Source organism: Roseibium sp. MMSF_3412, from assembly GCF_030733265.1.
Classification (GTDB): Bacteria; Pseudomonadota; Alphaproteobacteria; order Rhizobiales; family Stappiaceae; genus Roseibium.
Genome location: NZ_JASHJI010000012.1, coordinates 160425 through 179562 on the forward strand (window position 1 = coordinate 160425; position 19138 = coordinate 179562).

At 59.1% G+C, this 19138-nt stretch carries 10 protein-coding genes; 1 reads left to right on the forward strand and 9 read right to left on the reverse strand.

Going from position 1 to position 19138, the window contains the following annotated elements; all coding sequences use genetic code 11:
• Nucleotides 1-177: 177 nt before the first annotated feature.
• Both RBB49_RS20050 and RBB49_RS20055 read right to left on the reverse strand, forming a co-directional pair.
• Nucleotides 178-2700, reverse strand: coding sequence for a methyl-accepting chemotaxis protein (locus RBB49_RS20050; protein ID WP_306144664.1), 2523 nt, complete (start codon nt 2698-2700; stop codon nt 178-180).
• A gap of 156 nt (nt 2701-2856) precedes the next feature.
• Nucleotides 2857-4023, reverse strand: coding sequence for an ABC transporter substrate-binding protein (locus tag RBB49_RS20055; RefSeq protein ID WP_306144665.1), 1167 nt, complete (start codon nt 4021-4023; stop codon nt 2857-2859).
• 622 nt (nt 4024-4645) lie between these two features.
• On the opposite strand from RBB49_RS20055, the gene RBB49_RS20060 reads away from it, so the two are divergent.
• Entirely contained in the window at nt 4646-5578 is a 933-nt protein-coding gene (locus RBB49_RS20060) for a T6SS effector amidase Tae4 family protein (RefSeq protein WP_306144666.1), read from the forward strand.
• A 90-nt stretch (nt 5579-5668) separates the two neighbouring features.
• Here the strand turns inward: RBB49_RS20060 and RBB49_RS20065 are convergent, their stop codons facing one another.
• The 7 genes from RBB49_RS20065 to RBB49_RS20095 form a co-directional block, all read right to left on the reverse strand.
• Nucleotides 5669-7240 (reverse strand): GMC family oxidoreductase, encoded by a 1572-nt coding sequence (locus tag RBB49_RS20065; protein WP_306144667.1) that lies wholly within the window; start codon nt 7238-7240, stop codon nt 5669-5671.
• A gap of 21 nt (nt 7241-7261) precedes the next feature.
• On the reverse strand, nt 7262-7786 hold the full coding sequence (locus RBB49_RS20070) for a Twin-arginine translocation pathway signal (protein WP_306144668.1): 525 nt from the start codon (nt 7784-7786) through the stop codon (nt 7262-7264).
• Between the two features lie 22 nt (nt 7787-7808).
• Nucleotides 7809-8204: a VOC family protein gene (locus tag RBB49_RS20075; protein WP_306144669.1), complete on the reverse strand. Its 396-nt coding sequence runs from the start codon at nt 8202-8204 to the stop codon at nt 7809-7811.
• A 68-nt stretch (nt 8205-8272) separates the two neighbouring features.
• On the reverse strand, nt 8273-8608 hold the full coding sequence (locus RBB49_RS20080; protein WP_306144670.1) for a ribbon-helix-helix domain-containing protein: 336 nt from the start codon (nt 8606-8608) through the stop codon (nt 8273-8275).
• Nucleotides 8609-9337: 729 nt separating this feature from the next.
• Nucleotides 9338-11644 (reverse strand): cytochrome P450/oxidoreductase, encoded by a 2307-nt coding sequence (locus RBB49_RS20085; RefSeq protein WP_306144671.1) that lies wholly within the window; start codon nt 11642-11644, stop codon nt 9338-9340.
• Nucleotides 11645-12681: 1037 nt separating this feature from the next.
• The gene (locus RBB49_RS20090) at nt 12682-13695 is read right to left on the reverse strand and encodes an NADP-dependent oxidoreductase (protein WP_306144672.1); all 1014 of its coding nucleotides are present in this window, start codon (nt 13693-13695) and stop codon (nt 12682-12684) included.
• 1865 nt (nt 13696-15560) lie between these two features.
• Nucleotides 15561-18122: a hypothetical protein gene (locus RBB49_RS20095; RefSeq protein WP_306144673.1), complete on the reverse strand. Its 2562-nt coding sequence runs from the start codon at nt 18120-18122 to the stop codon at nt 15561-15563.
• Nucleotides 18123-19138 lie beyond the last annotated feature (1016 nt).

The following is a 19138-nucleotide window of genomic DNA, read 5'->3' on the forward strand; positions in this document are numbered from 1 at the left end:
GTTATCGATAACATAACAGCGCTGACATGGAAATCAATCCATCTGCCGTGTTCCCTCACCGTGAAGGCAAGAGCACCGTTCCCCGCACAGCAAAAAAGCAGCACCCGGTGCCGCTTTTTCTTAGTCTCCGTCATTCCGCCCGCCTGAACGGGCAGTGCAACAGCCGAGGCAGATGCCCTATGCGGCCGCGACTTTCGCCAGGAAGTCGTCAACAACACCCTTGAGGTGGCGTGCATGATCGGCAACTTCGTTGGACGCCACTTCCACCTGGCCGGCGGACTGGGCTGCCTCGGCAACCGCGTTCATGACGCCGGAGATGTTGTTGGCAACACCTTGCGTGCCTTCTGCGGCATCGCGGACATTGCGCGAGATCTGCGCCGTGGATGCATCCTGTTCCTCGACCGCTGCGGCGATGGCTGACGTTGTCTCGTCTGCCTGCTCCATCGTGTCCCGGATTTCCTGGATGGCGACCACGGAGTCGGCGGTCGACGACTGGATCGCTTCAATCTGAGTGGCGATTTCCTCGGTTGCCTTCGATGTCTGTGTCGCAAGTTCCTTGACCTCGGCGGCAACGACCGCGAAGCCTTTTCCAGCCTCGCCGGCACGTGCGGCCTCGATCGTGGCGTTGAGCGCCAGGAGGTTGGTCTGTTCCGCGATCGCGCGGATCAGTGTCACCACTTCGCCGATCTTGTTGGCCGATTCCGCAAGTTCGGAAACCTTCTCCGTCGTCATGCGGGCGCTGCCCGATGCGTTGGTGACGATCTCGGTCGCGCGGGAAACCTGCTCGCCGATTTCTGCAATCGACCCTGCAAGCTGCTCCGTCGCAGCGGCGACGGACCCGACATTTTCCGAAGCGGCAGTGGAACTGCCTTCGGCTTCGGATGCCTGCGACGCCGTCTCGCTGGAAATCTGGCTCAGCACCTGCGCCGTGGCCTGCATCTGTTCCATGTTCGCGGTGACGTTTCCGAGCACGGATTCGATTTCGTCGCGGAACTCCGTGATCATGGTGTCGATACGGGCCTGCCGCTCCAGCTGAGCGTTTTGCTCTTCGCGCGACACGGCTTCAAGATTGCTGCGCTCGATTGCATTTTCCTTGAACACCTCGACGGCCTTGGCCAGGTCTCCGATTTCATCGTTCCGGTTCGTGCCTGCGACCCGGACGTCAAGATGACCATCCGCAAGATCGCGTGTGATATTGACGAGACCGAGCAGCGGTTTGACGAGACCACGGTCGACGACAAAGAGCCCGATAGCAGCTGCAATCACGAGGCTGGCGATTCCGATCCCGATCAGGGCCATCGATCCGTTATCGAGAAGCGCGTTGATCTGCTCCGTCGCATGGTCGACGGCGGCCAGCTCGAGTTCGATGAGCGATGCCACCGACTGGCCGATGCGCTCGACCGCCGTGAACATTTCCGTCACCTGCTCGTTCGACTTCTGGGTGCTTCTCAGCTCCTCGAGATGATCGCTGAGCAGCCCGTTCTTCGGATCGCCATAGGAAAGCAGCTGCTCAAGCTGTGCCTGGATATCTTCCGACCCCAGTGCATCCAGACCGTCGCGCATATGCTTAGCATCGGCGGTGACCTTCTCCTGCAAGGGCACGAGCAGGGCTGCATCCTCCGTGAGACCACCTTGCACGAGGGTCGCAACGAACTTGTTCGCAAACGCCTGTGCTTCAAGCGTGGTTTTGAGCTGACCGACCTGGTTGTTCAGGAGATCGGAGATGATCGCAGAATTCTCGGTGACGGCCTCTTCGGTGTCGATCGTCAGCGTGAACAGCTGATCGTCTATCTGCATGATCAGCGCATCGTCGATGGTCTTCTGCAGGCCGATGGCTTCATGCAGGGTCTTCTTCTGCTCATGGGACGAAATCGCGCCGGAGCCGCTCTTGGCAAGTGTCTTTTCAACGAGTGCGGCAAGCTGGTCGAAATTCTCCTCAGCGCCTGTGACCAGTTCCATGGACGCCAGTTCTTCGCGGTATTCGGCGATCTTTGTTTGCGTCGCGATGATTTTGTCTTCGAACAGCGTCAGAAGCGCCGGATCATCGACAAAGGCGACCGTTTCGGCGAGGCCGACAAGCAGGTTGGTCTCCGCGCGCAGTTCAAGATAGAGCCGCAGCTTGGCCATTTCCTTGTTGGCAAGATTGTCGACCAGGTCCCTGCTCTGTGCAGCGGCATCCTCGCCGCCCAGCACAACCGTGAAATAGGCGTCGTCCACGATCGGCGTTATTGCACTGTTCACACCGTCATAGGCCTTGAACAGAGCCGCCATGCGGGCGTCCTTGGCTTCGCGTGCGGCAATTTTCTCTTTCGTCGCCTGGTCAAGCACACCGAGGCGTTCCTGGAAAGTCTGGCTCTGCGAAAAGAGCTCGTTGACGATGTCCCGGTTCGCATCCGACGCGACGAAGGTGGATTCGATCTGCTCGATCAGGGCCACGGAATTCTGAAGGGCGCGGAAGGACACTTCCTGCGACTGGAGCGTGACGCTGTTGGCAACAGCTGCGGCCGCCGTCGCGACTTCCGTACTGGTGAGCGCAAGCTGGGCCGCGTTTTCAATCGAGGGCAGTCTGTTCTCAGACAGATCCGAAAAGCCGCTCTCGACCCGCTGGAACGAAAAAAGCCCGATGCCGATCGCTGTCGCGGTCAGCAGGACCAGACCTGCAAATGCGGAGAAGAGTTTGCCCCGGGTTCTCAACTTCAACGCTGAACCCTTTGGAAGCAAACCCGAAAAAATGTTTCTGTACCCAGCCATGTCCCCGACAGTCCTCTCAGAACAAATGTCTGCCCTATCACCTGACCCCAGATGGAAAAATGTAGTTCGCTGGCCCGGATTTCCGGGCCAGCGAACATGTCCGGATTAGCTTGCCGGCTTGTCGATCGGCGAGAAACCGCCGTCTTTCTGAATGGTCGTCAGGAACACGTCGTTCATGCCCTGATTGTCATCCTGACCGAAGGACAGCGTCACACCGCCCATGTCGAAGTCACCGGTGTTCCAGTAAGCGTTCAGGAAGTTCTCGCGGGTGACGTCCTTGCCGGCTTTCTCCAGGCCCATGACAGCCAGACGACCGACGACATAACCTTCCAGCGTGACGAACCCGGGCTCGGCAGACGGATCCTTCGCCTTCAGAGCAGCCTGATATTCCTTCACGAGCGGAACGGTCGTGTCCCACGGGAACGGAACAACCTGCGAGATGATCACGCCCTCGCCTGCATCGCCAAGTTCAGCTGATAGGGCTTTCGAACCGACGAAGGAGATGTTGACGAACTCGGCGTCCATCTTGACCTTCTTGGCAAGCTTGATGAATTCCGCGATCGGCTTGTAGGCGCCGACCATGACAACGGCCTGCGGCTTTGCCTTGCGGATTTCCAGGAGAGCAGACTTAACCGCCGTCGTGTTGCGCTGGTAGGTGCCTTCTGCAACCAGTTCCAGTCCGCGCTTTTCCATAGCGGCCTGAACACCTGCAAGACCCACGCGGCCAAAACCGTCGTCCTGATAGAGAATGGCGATCTTGTCGAGGCCGAGAGCGCCGTTCAGATGCTCGATCCATGCCTCTGTCTCAGCCGCATAGGTTGCGCGGACATTGACGATATTGCCATGCGCCGGGTCACGCAGGAAGCCTGCACCTGTGAACGGACCGACAAACGGAACCTTTGCTGCCGTCGCGATCGGCTGCGTCGCCTTGGAAGTCGGCGTTCCGACAGGACCGATCAGGCCAAATACCTTCTTGTCGTTGATCAGCGTATTCACGGCAGCGATGGAGCGGTCCGGCTCATAGCCGTCATCCATGCTCACCAGCTCAACCATACGGCCATGTACGCCACCTGCGGCGTTCGCCTCGGCAAAGGCCGCTTCAATACCAAGTTTCATTCCGGTTCCAAGCGCCGCTGCCGGACCTTCGAGAGCCGCCGCCTGGCCGAACAGGATTTTGGTGTCGCTGACACCATCTTCAGCAAACGCCGGACCGAACGACATCATAAGAGATGCGGCCAGCGTGGAAACAAGTGCATTACGCAGTGTAGACATCGTTTGAAGTCCCCCTAGAGTGTGCAGCGCACAAACAAGCGCCATGAACTCAAGGTAGTACAAAAGTATTAATAACTTGTATTTCCGAAAACTACACTTCATTTGCGAATTATTACAATATCAAAACATGAGCCAGTGAGACAACAATTAAATTTAACCAAGTCATTGTGACATATTGAAAGTTCGGAAAAAACTTTTCTGACAAAAATTATGGAAATATTAAGTTGGTTGTTTTCTCGAGACAAAGAAACATGAATTACTTGCCGTAAGGGCACACTATACTAGGAGCCGACTTTCCGGGGCCCTAAAAATTCTCCCTAACTACAAGGCCGGTTGTGTTCAACATACGCGCCGCAAGATTAGGAAATCGCCGACCACCGCTCCCTGGTTGCAGGCAAGGGTGTATTTGCGGATCAAGCTCCGCAGCTTTCCTGTAAAACTGCCTTGAAAGCGTTTACTAAAAATTACGTGGTTGTTGAGCGGTATTTCCCCAACGTAATTTCGTGAAAGCATCTGAAAAACATCTAAACGAAGCGGGAATAATCCTGAACGTGATGAAAATCACGACATTGAATCAGGGACTGACATATGCGAGCCGGATGTTTATTGAGGAAACTCTACGATGCCACTCACCAATCCATTGTTCAGGGACAATCAACGAATACGCAACGCTGCGGAAAATGCACCGCCAATGCGCCGCGGCGAGCGCGACACGGACGCTGTCCGCATTCTGCAGAACGCATTGATCGCGGTGAATGCCGCCACTATGCGGCGCTCGATCCGGGCGGACGGAACCCTTGACGGCGATTATGGCGGAGAGACTGTGGCGGCCGTCTCCAGGTTTCAGGAGATGAAGGGGCAGGCTGACGACGGCCGCGGCGACGGCATCGCCGGACGCCTGACCTGGCTGGCGCTGGACCGCGATGCCCCGCACCAGCCGGCCCAGGTCAGCATCACACCCGCACCCGTCGTCACGCCAAATGCCGAGAGCGCCCAGACTTTGGGTCCCGGCTCTGTCCGGCCGCCGACGGCAACCGTTCTCCTGCGCGAATACCGCCGCTTCCGGGAAGTCAACGGGTTGCCCTGCGCACAGGACATCACCAACCAATGTGCGATCCGCATGAGCGTTGCATTGATGCGCGCCGATATCGGATTCCATTTCGACCGCACCAGGATCCGCTACACGCACTCGGCGTCGAACAGAAGATGCGGGACCGGAGTGGCACACAACGCCAGCGCCTCCCGTCTGATTGCGTATCTGCGGGAATTCTGGACCTTCCAGCGCTATTCCAAGGCCGGCACAAACGCGCTGACGGCCGCACAGATCGAACAGGCGATCGCTGGCCGCCCCGGCATCATCTACTTCGAGGATTGTTTTCAGCGTTCGGACGGAACCGCCGGAGACCATATCGATTTCTGGGACGGGTCCAGGGTCATGAACGACCGGCTTGACTACAACGGCCCGGGCGAACGTGAACCGGGTGACGGCCCTTCGAGCAGCCGTTGGTTCCGGAACATCCGGCGGGAGTTGCTCTTCCTGCAGATCCCGGCCTGACGCGGATCGAGACATGCCTCCCACACGGCATCCGACACAAAAGATCCGGAGGCCGGGATCGGCCTCCGGAGATACGTTTCGCAGTGCTCTTTAGAGCGTGCCTGCGCTCATTTCACTGGCGATGTGATCCGCCTGCCGGATTGCCAGTGCAACGATCGTGAGCGTCGGGTTTTCAGCTGCACCGGTCGTGAACTGCGATCCGTCCGAAATGAACAGGTTGGCGATGTCATGGGTCTGCCCCCACCTGTTCACGACACCGTCCCGCGGGTTCTCCGACATGCGGTTGGTGCCCAGGTTATGGGTCGAGGGATAGGGTGGTGTCGGGAACGTGCGTGTCGCCCCCACCGCCTCGTAGACCGCAGCGCCCTGCCTGTAGGCATGATTGCGCATCGCAATGTCATTTGGATGGTCGCTGAAATGCACATTGGCGACCGGCAGGCCCCACTGATCCTTGACATCGTGATTGAGCGTCACCCGGTTGGTTTCCTGCGGCATGTCCTCACCGACCAGCCACATGCCGGCCATGTTTTCATACTGGTCGAGGGCGGACGTGAACTCCCGGCCCCAGGCACCCGGGTCAAGGAACGCCGCCATGAACGGAATGCCCAGCGCGAGCGTTTCCATTTCATAGCCCCCGACAAATCCGCGCGACGGGTCATGCCGCGATTCATCCTGGATGATCCCGGCCATCGTCGTGCCGCGCCACATGCGGACAGGCTTGTCGAAGACCGCATAAACGGAGCCTGTCATGTGCCGCATGTAGTTGCGTCCGACCTGTCCGCTGGAATTCGCCAGTCCGTCCGGAAACATCGCCGATGCCGAATTGAGCAGCATGCGCGGGGATTCGAAGGAGTTTCCGGCCACGCAAACGATACGGGCCTTCTGCATTTGCAAGTTGCCGTCCTTGTCGAAGTACTCGACCCCCGTCACTTTTCCATCCGGGTTATGCAGGATCCTGGCAACATGAGCGCGCTCGCGGACCTCAAGGTTCCCGGTCGCCTCGCCCCGGGGGATGTCGGTATAGGCGGCGGACCATTTCGCCCCCCATTTGCACCCCTGGAAGCAGAAACCGGTCTGTTGGCACGGCAGACGCTCGTCAAAGTCCTCTGCGTTGATCGCCATCCGGCCCGTGTGCACGTCCTTGTAGCCGAGTTCCCGTGCGCCTTTCTCGAACACGAGATAGTTGTTGTTCCCCGGCAATCCGGGACGGCCGTTGGTCCGGGTCACGCCAAGCTTGTCTTCGGCCTTCGCGTACCAGGGTTCCATTTCCTCGGCATCGATTGGCCAGTCGAGCAGGCTGGCGCCCTGAACATCTCCATAGGTTGTCGCCGCCTTCCACTCGTGCGGCTGGAAGCGAAGGGACGCCCCGGCCCAGTGCGTTGTCGTGCCGCCGACAGCCTTCACGATCCAGGCAGGAAGTCCTGAAAAGTCCTTGGACACGCGCCAGTCGCCGCTTGTCGTGCGCGGGTCAACCCAGGCAAGCTGTCCGAAACTCTCCCACTCGTCGTTGACATAATCCTCCGGCAGATACCGCCCGCCCGCTTCAAGGGCGACCACACTGACGCCCTTCTGCGCCAGTTCGTTGGCAAGAACGCCGCCGCCGGCGCCGGTTCCGATAACGACGACAACAGTGTCGTCGTTCAGATCAAATGGTGCAGCCATAGTCCTGTCCTCCCCTACGGCTCAAAGCCAGTTGATGTCGTTGAAGCCGCGGTCGATATAACCGCCCTTGGAATAGCTTTCGCCCTCATAGCCGAAGATCGGCCAGACGGCTTTCTGGTTGTAGAGCCCGGTCACAAGACCGCCGCGGATCTTCTGGAAAAACGCGCTCTCTTCCATGTTGCGCAGGATATCCACCCGGTCGCGCTCCCATCCGGTGCCCAGATATCCGTCATGCCCCTTGCCCTGCGCCGCCGCATCAAGAGCCGCTATTCCGGCTTCGACCTCTTCGGCAAGGTCCGAATTGTCGTAGCCTTGCACCGCGATCACATAAAACTCGTCGGCGATGCGGTCATGCGGGTAGATGTCCCTGGCCATCTGCACCAGCGTTGCAAAGGTTTCCGGCTTCAAGGTGGTCACCTCGGCCGCCCAGGCCGCGTCCCTGGCAGCGATGAAACCTGACCCGATCACGAACGAAGCGCCAGCTGCGCTTGCGCTCAATAGCAATTGCCTGCGGCTGAGGCCCCTCGGCCCGTTTGCCTTCCTCATCTTCTCTCCTCCCTCTTGATCGTTATTGGAAGCGGCCTCCCCGCTCGAGCACCTCGATCTGGTACCCGTCCGGATCCGCAACGAAGAAAAACCGGGCGACCAGTTCCCCCGCCGGTGCGAATTCGACAAGTTTTCGTGGATTGAGCCCCTCGGCCTCGAAACGCGCGTGCTCGGCGTCGAGATCTTCAACGGAAACCGCAAAATGGCCGTAACCGTCGCCGAGGTCATACGCGGCGGTCTGCGACTTGTTCACCGTGAGTTCGAGCTCGAAGTCGCTTTCCGGATTGCTCAGGTAAATGAGAGCGAATTCTGGGAAATCCAGGCGGTCCTTGACCGTCAGTCCGAACGCCTTTTCGTAAAAGGCAAGCGACCGCCCTTCGTCCAGAACGCGGATCATGGAGTGAATAGCTTTGGCCAAAAGACCGTCCTCCCGCTGCTGTGACTAGGCGGAAGGGTAGAAGGCATGGCAACGGGTGGGTGGTATACTTATACCACCTGGAGCTTTTTCTCCGGCTCAGGGTCTTCAAAGGCCGTGGGAAGCATGTCCGCTACATTGATGCCCGGATTGATTTCGATGAATTTCAGGCAGGCACACCGCAGCAGCGACGTGAAGTTTGTCGGCTCCCCCCGCAGCTGCAGAACCTCCGAATGCAGTGTGGAAATGAATGTCGGCGTCGAGACATTATCGCGCCGTGCAATCTCGTCGATGATTTCCCAGAAGGCATTCTCCAGCCGGATGCTGGTGCTTTGCCCGTTCAAACGCATACTGCGTGTCTGCGTGGCATAGCGCTCGGGATCCTGTCCCGCAAAGATCTGACACATGTTGTTCCTCCCGGTGTCAGTTTATTGGCTCGCAAAGCAAGTTGCTCTGCTGGCTTCCGTGCGAACACGGACAGAAGCATTATGATCCAGAGACCGGCGAAGCACCAGCCACCGTATCGCGTGTGCGCATGAACAGGGATGACGCCCATATGGCGCCGGGAACAAGTATCCGGTCCTCCGTCGTTGCCGGACGTGATCCGCTGCTGGCCGGTTTAAGAAATGAGTCCCTTGAAACGCGTTCACGCATGCAGACTTGTCTTCCCTGCTGAATCGCGGCGGAAGGCAGGGAACCAGTAGCCTCTTTGTTTCAGAACCCTTTTCCAAACCCGGCAACAGTGGACTTGATCCGGCAGTCCATGCCCTGACGCTTGAACCACACACGCGCTGGCAAGCGAACGTGAAACGGCCTGGATCCCCGATCAGGTCGGGGATGACACTTTGCGGGACACAGGCGACTTTCTTCAACTGCCGTCACCTCGGATAAAACACCAGCCTCATCCTGAGGAGGGCCTCGAGGCCTGTCTCGAAGGATGGGCGTCAGGCACATGAGTGTGGGTCATCCTTCGAGACAGCGCTCGCGCGCTTCCTCACGATGAGGTGTGTTGCCTGTGCTCCGCCTTGCGCCTCGAAAATCACCCCGAACGAACAGAATGAGATCCTGCCCAATTCTCCGAGGTTTTCCGGGACGGCGATGGAAACCCCTGCCGCATGCTGTGAACGATCGGCGCTCTACAATGCCAGTTTGAGCTTGCCGCCATTCTGCGCGCGCGAACAGCAAGACATCATCCGGTCGTTCTGCGCGCGCTCGCCGCGGCTCAGAACCATGTCCCGATGGTCGACCGCGCCTTCCAGGACCGCGACTTCGCAGCTGCCGCACAACCCTTCCCGGCAATCACAGGCGACATCGATGCCTGCTGCGAGGATGGCGTCGAGCAGTGTCTCGTCCGCAGCCACGTTCAACTTCAGGCCCGAGTCGGCAAGGTCCACGTCGAATGCCGCTTCCCGGGCAGGATCCAGACCGGTGCTCCCGCCGGCAAAAAATTCGAAATGAAAGCTGCCGTCCGGCAGATGCGCTGTCAGCTGTTCAACGGCGGCAATGAGCCGTTCCGGACCGCAAACGTAAATCTGCCCGCCCGAAGGCAGCCCATTGACGATCTGTCCCAGATCGGCCCGCTGCCCTTCATCGCCCGCATGTATCGAAAGGCAGGAACCGTGGTCGCGCTCAAGACGCTCGAGAAAGGCCATAGCACGCCGCGAACGGCCGCAATAATGAACCTGATAGGACTTGCCGAGCGCTTTCAGACGGTCGGCCATGGCGATGATCGGCGTGATGCCGATACCGCCAGCCACAAGGATGTGCCGGTCCGCGCTCTCATCCAGGCGAAAGAGATTGTGCGGCCCCCGCAGCCGCAGCTCCATACCTTCTTCAATGGTGGCGTGAATATGCGCGGAGCCTCCCCGTCCGTTCGCCTCGCGCAGGATCGCGAGGTCGTAACCGCCCATGCCCGGCTGTCCGCAAAGAGAATACTTGCGGTCAAACCCTCCGATCGAAAGCTCGATATGCGCTCCCGCGCTCCAGTTTGGCAGGGCGCGGCCCCGTGCATCCACAAGCGTCAGGCCGATGACGTCCTCGGCCTCGCACCGGACCCCGGCGACCCTGACCTTGCGTGCAATGTCCCGCCGGAGCGGCGGACCGACGGGGAAATGGCGCTCGCCGCGGGAAGCGCCCGGATCGAGCCGCTCGGGATTGTGCGCGGGATCCCATTCGACCCAGAGCTCTTCGGGCCCACGGAAAGACGTGCTCGGAACATAGGAGAACGTCTGCTCTGACAGGCTCAGATGCGGCAGGCGGCGTGTAAATTCCTCCAGGAAGATCCGCATTTCCATGCGGCCGATATTCTTGCCCATGCACTGATGGCTGCCATAGCCAAAGGTCAGGTGGTCGACAGCATTGTCGCGGTAGATATCGAACCTGTCCCCGTCTTCGAAATGGCGTTCGTCCTGGTTACCCGACGCTTGAACGATCAGCAGCTTGGCCCCTTCCGGCAGTTCCACCCCTCCGAGCCGGGCCGGCGCCGTCACCTGTCTTCGCCAGGCGACAATGGAACCGGAGTAGCGAAGGCACTCCTCGACCGCATTGGGAATGAGACTCGGGTCATTGCATATGTCTTCCCATGCCTGGCGGTGGCTCAGAAGCGTCTTGAACATGTTGGCTGAGGCAAGCGAGGTCGTCTCATGCGCGGCCACGATGATTGCCATCATCATGGAATGCACGTAGCTGTCGGTCACCACATCCGGCATCTGCGCGTTCTTGCGGATGGTTTCATGCATCCAGCCGGTGCCGTCAGGCTCCTGCTTCATCCGCTCGATGATCCTGCCCGCATATTGCCAGAACTGCCCGACGGAATGGGCAACCGCGATCTGCTGTTCATCGGTCGGCCTGCCCCAGGTGTTGACGGAATGCGCAACGGAGAAAGTCTTGAAAACCGCGATTTCATCCTCGGGCACACCCAGGAAATGCAGGGCAACGTTGAGCGGCACTTCATAGAGCAGCGCGCCGACCAGATCGACGCGGCCGTTATCGATGAAGGTATCCATTTTCTCGCGTGTCAGCCGACGCACCATGTCCTGCTTGGCTTCCAGGTTTTCAGGCAGAAAGTGATCCATCAGCACCCGCCGCCGTTCCATATGCGCGGGCTCGTCCTCGTTCACCATGGTCCGGTTGAGCTGATAGCCATAGCTCTTGAGAACCTCCATCGTTTCCGGCGGTGCCGGGGTGATCTTCTCCAGGGCAATGCACGGCGAATAGAGGATATTGTCGCGAAAAACCGCCTTGATGTCCTCGTAGCGGCTGACAATCCAGTAGCCGAGTTTTTCGCTGAAAAAGACGGGCAACTGTGCCCGCGACCAGCGCAGCGCTTCAGCAGGATCGGCCTGATAGGGCGCGTCGAAAGGATCGAATTCTGCTGCCTTGCGAGCAAAAGGGCAGGCACTTTCTTCAGGAGCGCTGCCGTCCGTTCCACTCAATCCCGCCATGTTTCCCCTCGCCGCGTCCCGTCTTCTGCGTTTCACGGGCACTATAGAAAAGAAAGCGGGAGCACGCGAGACGCAGCGCAAAATTGCCGCCTCCGGCATTGCCGGTCCATCCCTGTCGAGAGCGCTCACGCGCTTTCTCGGGATGAGGCGACATTCCGACTGCGCGCGCCTGCCGGGCTGAACCGCAACGGCATGGATGCCATGATCGAGCCATGGCATGACCTGGAGCGTTTGAAACTTGCTTGGTGGCCGGTCCGTAAGGCGTCATTCGGGAAAGATGCATACCCATTGGTTTCGTCATCCCGGCCAAGCGCAGCGCGAGCCGGGATCGGGGAACGGGAACCCAAGGCTCTTGGCACGTTTCATCGCAGCACACCACGGCTCTCCGGCCCCGGGTCTCACTATGTTCGCCCGGGGTGACGAAGGAGAGGACCAGTGACCTCCCTCACCGTCATTGCAGGGCTTGACCCTGCAATCCATACCCTGACGCTTCAACCGCGCACGCCCTGACAAGCGGACCTGAAACGGCATGGATGCCATGATCGAGCCATGGCATGACCAATGCGTATGGGTGTTTTTTCTGGAATCCGTACTCACCCGCCCGTCATTGCGGGGCTTGCCCCACTGCTGTCCGGTTTAGAAATTGCGATCGAACTTGTGTCGTTGAGAAAGCTTCATAATTCCGATCGGTACCAAGTCGGGATACGGACTTGCTTCCCGGATTTGTCGTCCCGGTTTGACGCATATGCGGCAAGACCGGGATCCAGTACGCCGTGTCACTGGAGGTTAGATGAAGATGGTGAAACAAGAGGGTCCTGGTTCCCTGCCTTCCGCTTCGCGTCAGCAGGGATGACACGTTCATCGACCAGGGATCGCCGCAATAGATCATTGCCGGGTTAAACCGGACAGCAGTGGGCTTGACCCTGCAATCCATGCCCTGACCTCCTTGCGGACACGCTCTTCCAGAGGCAACCGGGAACCCCTTGCCTCTCCGCCATCTTCCAATCGCCAGCCACACGTCTTGGCGGGTCGGTCACCTAGCCCGCGAAGTCGAGAACGATCGTTCCCTGGGCGCGGCCCCTCCCCTGATATGCGAGCGCCTCCATGGCACTGGCCGGACCGAAGCTCGCGGTGTCGACCACCGGCCTGACCGTTCCCGATTCAACAAGTTCCTGGATTATTGCCAGATGTGTGCAGTCCGGCACCATGGGGACGAAGGTGTACCTTGCACCTTTCTCTTTCGCCTTGCGCCGGAGATCACGCCCCTTGAACCAGAGAACCTGCCGCATCAGGGGATTGAGTTTCAGCTGTTTCGCGGCCGTGTCGTCGACGGGTCCAAACAGGCTGACGACGGCCCCGCCCGGCCTGATCACATCGAAAGCGGAGAAGGTGGCATCGCCCCCAAGCGTGTCCAGGACCATGTCCAGATCACGCAATTCGTCACGGTAGTCGACGAGCTGATAATCCAGGATACCGTCTGCACCAAGTTCCCTGACCCAGTCCGCGTTTTCCGTACTGGTCGTTGTAAAGACCGTGGCTCCGAGAAACTTCGCGTATTGTATTGCAAAGGAGCCGACTGCGCCGCCGCCTTCGTGGATCAGAATGCGGTCGCCCGCCCTCGGACCGTTTTGTCCGAAAGCCTGGATGACCGCGCTTCCGACAAGCGGGAGACCGGCCGCCTCGCGGAAATCGGCATTCAGCGGCATTTCCCTGACATGGGCGGCATGCGCCGGTTGGAACGCCGCGCATGTGCTCAGGACAGCGTCTGGCAGGTAGCCGTAGACTGCATCTCCCAGGTCACGGGCCGTGACGTTCGCGCCCTTGGCGACGACGATACCGGAAACGCAAAGCCCGCTGCCATGCGGAAACTTCGTTTTCACGACAAACGCGTTCTTGCCGTTTTCCGAAAGGAAATCTGCCGGGTTCACGGCAGCGGCATGCAGCTTGATCAGCACCTCGCCCCGGCCCGGTTTCGGCCTGTCCCGGCTGTCACCTGCAACAGCGGTTTCGCGCGTTGGTCCGTGGCGCATTTCGGACCGGAACTCAATCATCGCCCTGCCCGTTTCCCTGTCCGCGGCAAAGTCCGGTCTTCGCGGTCGGCATGCGACGCGACGCGAAGGTGCCGCTGACTGTTCTCTTCGTTCGACCGCAGGAAAACGGAGCTGCGCGCGCGGAGCCGGGCTCCCTGGTTCCGGAGAATTTCTGATTGCTCTCGACCTGGAGAAGCACAAAAGTTGCAACCGGCCCGGGAACCACCGGTGCGACACCACGGCGCGGAAAAAACGCGAGCCTCGGGCGTGGCCCTAGAATAACGGTGAACATAAATGGACGCCTCACTTGACGGACGCCCCCACACACACAATTTCCTAGCAAGAAAAAGTAAAAAAGTAATATACCGGCTGTTTGTTTGATCAAAGTCGCTTTTTATTCTGAAAATTTTTTCAGATTTTACTATTTGAAGCAAATATATAGCCTGATGTCTCAAAATTATCGACGGTATGACTTCAATCGAAAGTGAAGGAGGGACGCGGCACCGCACGGACTCCGCTCCTTCAGGGCCTTCCTCAGTATGAGCGGCACAGCAACTGTTCCCGCCCTGCCGAGCAGAAACGGAACGGCATGGATGCCTTGGTCGGGCCATGGAGAGACCTGCAACGTTTGAAACTTGCTTGGCCGCCGGTCCGTCAGGCGTCAGTCAGGAAAGATGAATACCCATTGGTTTCGTCATCCCGGCCAAGCGCAGCGCGAGCCGGGATCGGGGAACCCAAGGCGCTTAGCACGTTTCATCGCAGCACAGCGTGGCTCTCCGGCCCCGGGTCTCACTCTGTTCGCCCGGGGTGACGAAGAAGAGGACCAGTGCGCTCTCTCCCTCAGTCATTGCAGGGCTTGACCCTGCAATCCATTCCGATGGCTCTCCGCTCGGGAGAACTCCCTGAATGGCACCGTGGACTGGATCCCCGATCAAGCCGGGGATGACGACAGTGGTGATGACGCGCCCTGCACAAGCACGCCGCCGTGCAGCCGATCCGCACCAATGACCTCATCCTGAGGAGGACCCGGAGGGGCCGTCTCGAAGGATCGGCGGCAAGCGCATAAACGAGCAGGCCATCCTTCGAGACAGGACTCCGGCCTTCCTCAGGATGAGGGGGGACTGCAACTGTTGCCGCTTCACCACGCTGAAACGGAACGGCATGGATGCCATGGTCGAGCCATGGAGAGACCTGCAACGTTTGAAACTTGCTTGGCCGCCGGTCCGTCAGGCGTCAGTCAGGAAAGATGAATACCCATTGGTTTCGTCATCCCGGCCAAGCGCAGCGCGAGCCGGGATCGGGGAACCCAAGGCGCTTAGCACGTTTCATCGCAGCACAGCGTGGCTCTCCGGCCCCGGGTCTCACTCTGTTCGCCCGGGGTGACGAAGAAGAGGACCAGTGCGCTCTCTCCCTCAGTCATTGCAGGGCTTGACCCTGCAATCCATTCCGATTGCCCTCCGCTCGGGAGAACTCCCTGAATGGCACCGTGGACTGGATCCCCGATCAAGCCGGGGATGAAGACAGTGGTGATGACGCGCCCTGCACAAGCACGCCGCCGTGCAGCAGATCCGCACCAAAGGCCTCATCCTGAGGAGGACCGACACGGTCCGTCCCGAAGGATCGGCGGCAGGCGCATGAACATGCAGCCCACCCTTCGAGGCAGGCCTCCGGCCTTCCTCAGGATGAGGGGCACAGCAAACGTTCCCACCCCAACGAGCAGAAACGGAACGGCATGGATCCCGGATCACGTTCGGGACGACACCGGTCGCACGTTCCCGATGCCCACGAAAACCTGCCTTGAAACAAAAGAAACTGACCGCCTGGAGGTCCGCCGGCGGCCAGTTCCGGGTGGCCCGTTGTGAGGGGCCGCTTAACGGTGGTTCGCGTCAGAACCTTATTTTCAGGCCGGCGCTGACGGAAACCTGCTCATCCGTGTCATAACCGGCTTCGACAAAGGCAGGGCCGATATCCAGTCCCGCAAAGCCGCGGGCAGTGAAACCGTCGTTGTAAGGTGTCTTCAGGCTGTCACTATATCTTGTGAAGCCTGGCAGCGTGACCGTACTTTTAATATCCGATCCAAGGGCATAGTGGCCTTCGACACCGTATCGGACCCGGGCAGCGAACCGCTCGCCGATCAGTGGCACCTTCTCCATCATCGGGATGTCATGCGTCATCTGGAACTGCGAGCCGAACACGTGGGCGTAGCGCTTCTTCACCTTCAGTTCCTCGCCGCCGGCGAGTTCATAGGAGTGGTCCTGGGTCCATGCTCCGAGATAGTTCAGCCGCATGCTGCTGCCCCACGGCCCGTCGACGAGCAGCGAGGGAGACAGGAACGCCGAGACATAGTTGGCGGTAACAGAATCGAGGCCGGTAACGCTCCGGTTGTCGGCAATGTCCCGATCCGTGTGATTGAAACTCACACCCGTCGTCATCGAGAGATTGAACCGCTCCCTGAGAGTTGAGGAAATCCCGGCGAAAAGCGTACCCGAATAGGTTTCATAACCGGTGTCGTTGTCCATGTCGTCGATGCTGGAAACCTGGCTGTAGGCAGCGCCGAAGAAATAGCTGCGTTCCGCCTTATTCACGCCGACGATCGTGCCGGCGGAATAGCCGCTATAGCCACCATCACGCTCGTCGGAGGCTTCGTCACCGACGACGACCGCCCCGTCGCCCGGATCGTACACCCAGCCCGCGAACATCCGTGCCCATTTGTTGGAAGGACCACCGCTGCCGTCGCCATTGAAAGCGAAGTCGCCCTCAGGCGGCCGCGTCTTCGTTTCCTCGTCGACAGCATCCTGGATCATGGAAACCATGGACCAAGTTGTTTGATCCTGCTGTGAGTAGGATTCCAGATCGACCACATACGCCACGTTGTCGACCAGAACAAAACCGTTCGGTGAATGGAAACCGGTGGGAAATGCTCCCCCCAGATGGATACGATTGCTGTACCAAATCTGATTTTCTGTGTCGTCGAAACGCAGAGCCGCATTGTAGCCGTCACCAAAGTGAAGGTTCCACTCCACACGCGAATAAGGATTGACGTTGAGATCACCCACAAGAAGTGAGCCATCAAACAAATAAACGTTGTTCTCGTAGGGAATGCCCGTGCTGCCCTGTCCGTCGTCCGCATCCAGCAGGAGAGACCAGCCATTCGGTGAGATGACCGTCCCATAGTTGTAGAAATCCTGACCCGAGTCGCCCTTAATGTGCACCCCGGCGCCAAGCGTGGCCCGCGTGTTGTTGATCCGGATCAGGCCTGCATTCACAGTCTTGTTTCTGTAGTCTGCTTCCGTACCGTCGGTTCTAAGGATGTCGGTCGTGAGGTCATCGCCGTAATTTAGGATTGCCCGATCCAGGAAGACTTCCATACCGACGGAAAGGAGACCATTATTGGTGGGATCCGCGTTGCCGCCGTCCACGATGATGGTTCCATAGTTGTAAACCCCGAGTCCGGACCCGGTTGCGTCAATACCCCGGCCGGTCGACCCGATGTCAATCGTGCCATAATTGTAGATGTCGACATTGTGCGCGGCCGTGCGCATGCCCGCGGCATGGTATGCCGCCCCACTGTCGCCCGGTGGCGCGGTCAAGATCACCCGGATGGTGCCGTAGTTGTACATCTGCGCATCGACGATGTAGCGGTATTGGTCATATTCATCAGGAACGCCGGTGGCTTCTTCGTCGGTACCATCCATCCGCATCCCGATGAAGCCCGTGTTGGTCGAATCCTTCACCCACTCGATCACCCCCGTGTTGACAAGGAGGTGACCGGTCGTGGTTGCGAACCTGTTGTCGGTGGGATCGCCAAGATCATCAGCCGGGTTCCATCCAAAAACATTCATACCAGTCACGTTGTTTGCGAGGTTCATGGTAATCGTGCCGCTGTTCAATAGGTACGCATCGCTGCCGCGGCCGAGGCTCATACCTATCCCATATTCACCGCGTACCGTTATCTGGTTATTGTTGGTGATGAGCGCACTCTCCCCCTGAACGAACATGGCTGTGCCACGATAATCATCCACGTCGATCAGCCCGTTATTGGTGACCTGCGCATAGTCGGCCCCGACGATATACATGCCATCGGCATAGCCGCCGCTTCGCGTAGCGGAATCGCTGGCACCGTTGTTGGCCTGGGTACCGGACGTATAGATCGAGCCGTTGTTGATGATCACGACATCTGCCACACCGGATACAAACAAACCGGCACCGTCCGTATCGATCGTCATCGTGACGCCTTCGTCCACGATCAGCGAGTCGCCATCGACAGTCAGTTCGTTGCTCCCACCGGGCCAGTCCCCGTTCGTTTCATTCAAGTTATCTGTGTCGACGATCGTATGCACGGTTTGCGCATGCGCGATACCCGGCGCGATCAGGAGCGCGGTGGCCAGGAACAGCGGGCAGCGGCGGCGTCCGAACAGGGTTCCAAGAGAGGTGGAGTGCTTCAGCATTGATATTACTTCCCAGCCGACATTACAGGTTGCCCTCAATCTCCCTGATTTGCCTGCCCGCGCGTTATGCCACAGAGCGCAAGGAAAACCCTCATGTCCTGGCTGGTCAGAGTGCTGATTTCATTGTGTTTTTCAGAAAATCACTGCGCTCAATGCGCATTTAGCGAAAATTTTAGCTGTCTGAGGGGCAATGGTTTGCGCGCAACAGCGTCCAAACTTGCGTGAACCGGCCTGATGAAACTGCCTATGCATGTTGCACTTCCGAACCGCAAAAATCACTGCAAGCCACTTAAAACAATGAACTTTTTATCAGGAAGAACTTTGAAACCGCCCCGGGGCAGTCGCTCGCGGGAAGTCCGTCACGGGTGCAACAATCCTTATCACCGTTGCTGATTTGTCACCCTTTACGCACGCCCGGCCGGGTCTGACCTTCCAATCTCTGCCGGCCTGCCTTCCTCAGGATGAGGAGGCATCGCGCTGTTGGTGTCATCTTTATTGTGATCTACACAGTGAACCTGTCCTGTCCGGGTCCCGGATCTCCGCTGCGCTGCGTCCGGGACAGCGACGGAGGGGTTATTGCCACCACAGCCGTGCAGCCGTTCCGCACCGACGACCTCATCCTGAGGAGGACCTGAAAGGTCCGTCTCGAAGGATCGGCGGCAGGCGCGTGAACACGCTGCCCACCCTTCAAGCCAGGCCTCCGGCCTTCCTCAGGTTGAGGGGAGCTTGCGGTGCTTGGACCTCTTTTGTTGTGATCAACTCATTGAACCCGTCGGGTCTCCGGTCCCGGATCTCCGCCGCGCTGCGTCCGGGGCGGCGACGGAGGGGTTATTGCCGCCGCCGCCGTGCAGCCGTTCCGCACCGACGACCTTATCCTGAGGAGGACCTGAAAGGTCCGTCTCGAAGGATCGGCGGCAGGCGCGTGAACACGTTGCCCATCCTTCAAGCCAGGCCTCCGGCCTTCCTCAGGTTGAGGGGAGCTTGCGGTGCTTGGACCTCTTTTGTTGTGATCAACT

Bases quoted from the DNA above. Each gene is read 5' to 3' on its own strand.
- RBB49_RS20055 (WP_306144665.1), bottom strand. From the start codon at position 4,023: ATGTCTACACTGCGTAATGCACTTGTTTCCACGCTGGCCGCATCTCTT.
- RBB49_RS20060 (WP_306144666.1), top strand. From the start codon at position 4,646: ATGCCACTCACCAATCCATTGTTCAGGGACAATCAACGAATACGCAAC.
- RBB49_RS20065 (WP_306144667.1), bottom strand. From the start codon at position 7,240: ATGGCTGCACCATTTGATCTGAACGACGACACTGTTGTCGTCGTTATC.
- RBB49_RS20070 (WP_306144668.1), bottom strand. From the start codon at position 7,786: ATGAGGAAGGCAAACGGGCCGAGGGGCCTCAGCCGCAGGCAATTGCTA.
- RBB49_RS20080 (WP_306144670.1), bottom strand. From the start codon at position 8,608: ATGTGTCAGATCTTTGCGGGACAGGATCCCGAGCGCTATGCCACGCAG.
- RBB49_RS20085 (WP_306144671.1), bottom strand. From the start codon at position 11,644: ATGGCGGGATTGAGTGGAACGGACGGCAGCGCTCCTGAAGAAAGTGCC.
- RBB49_RS20090 (WP_306144672.1), bottom strand. From the start codon at position 13,695: ATGATTGAGTTCCGGTCCGAAATGCGCCACGGACCAACGCGCGAAACC.
- RBB49_RS20095 (WP_306144673.1), bottom strand. From the start codon at position 18,122: ATGCTGAAGCACTCCACCTCTCTTGGAACCCTGTTCGGACGCCGCCGC.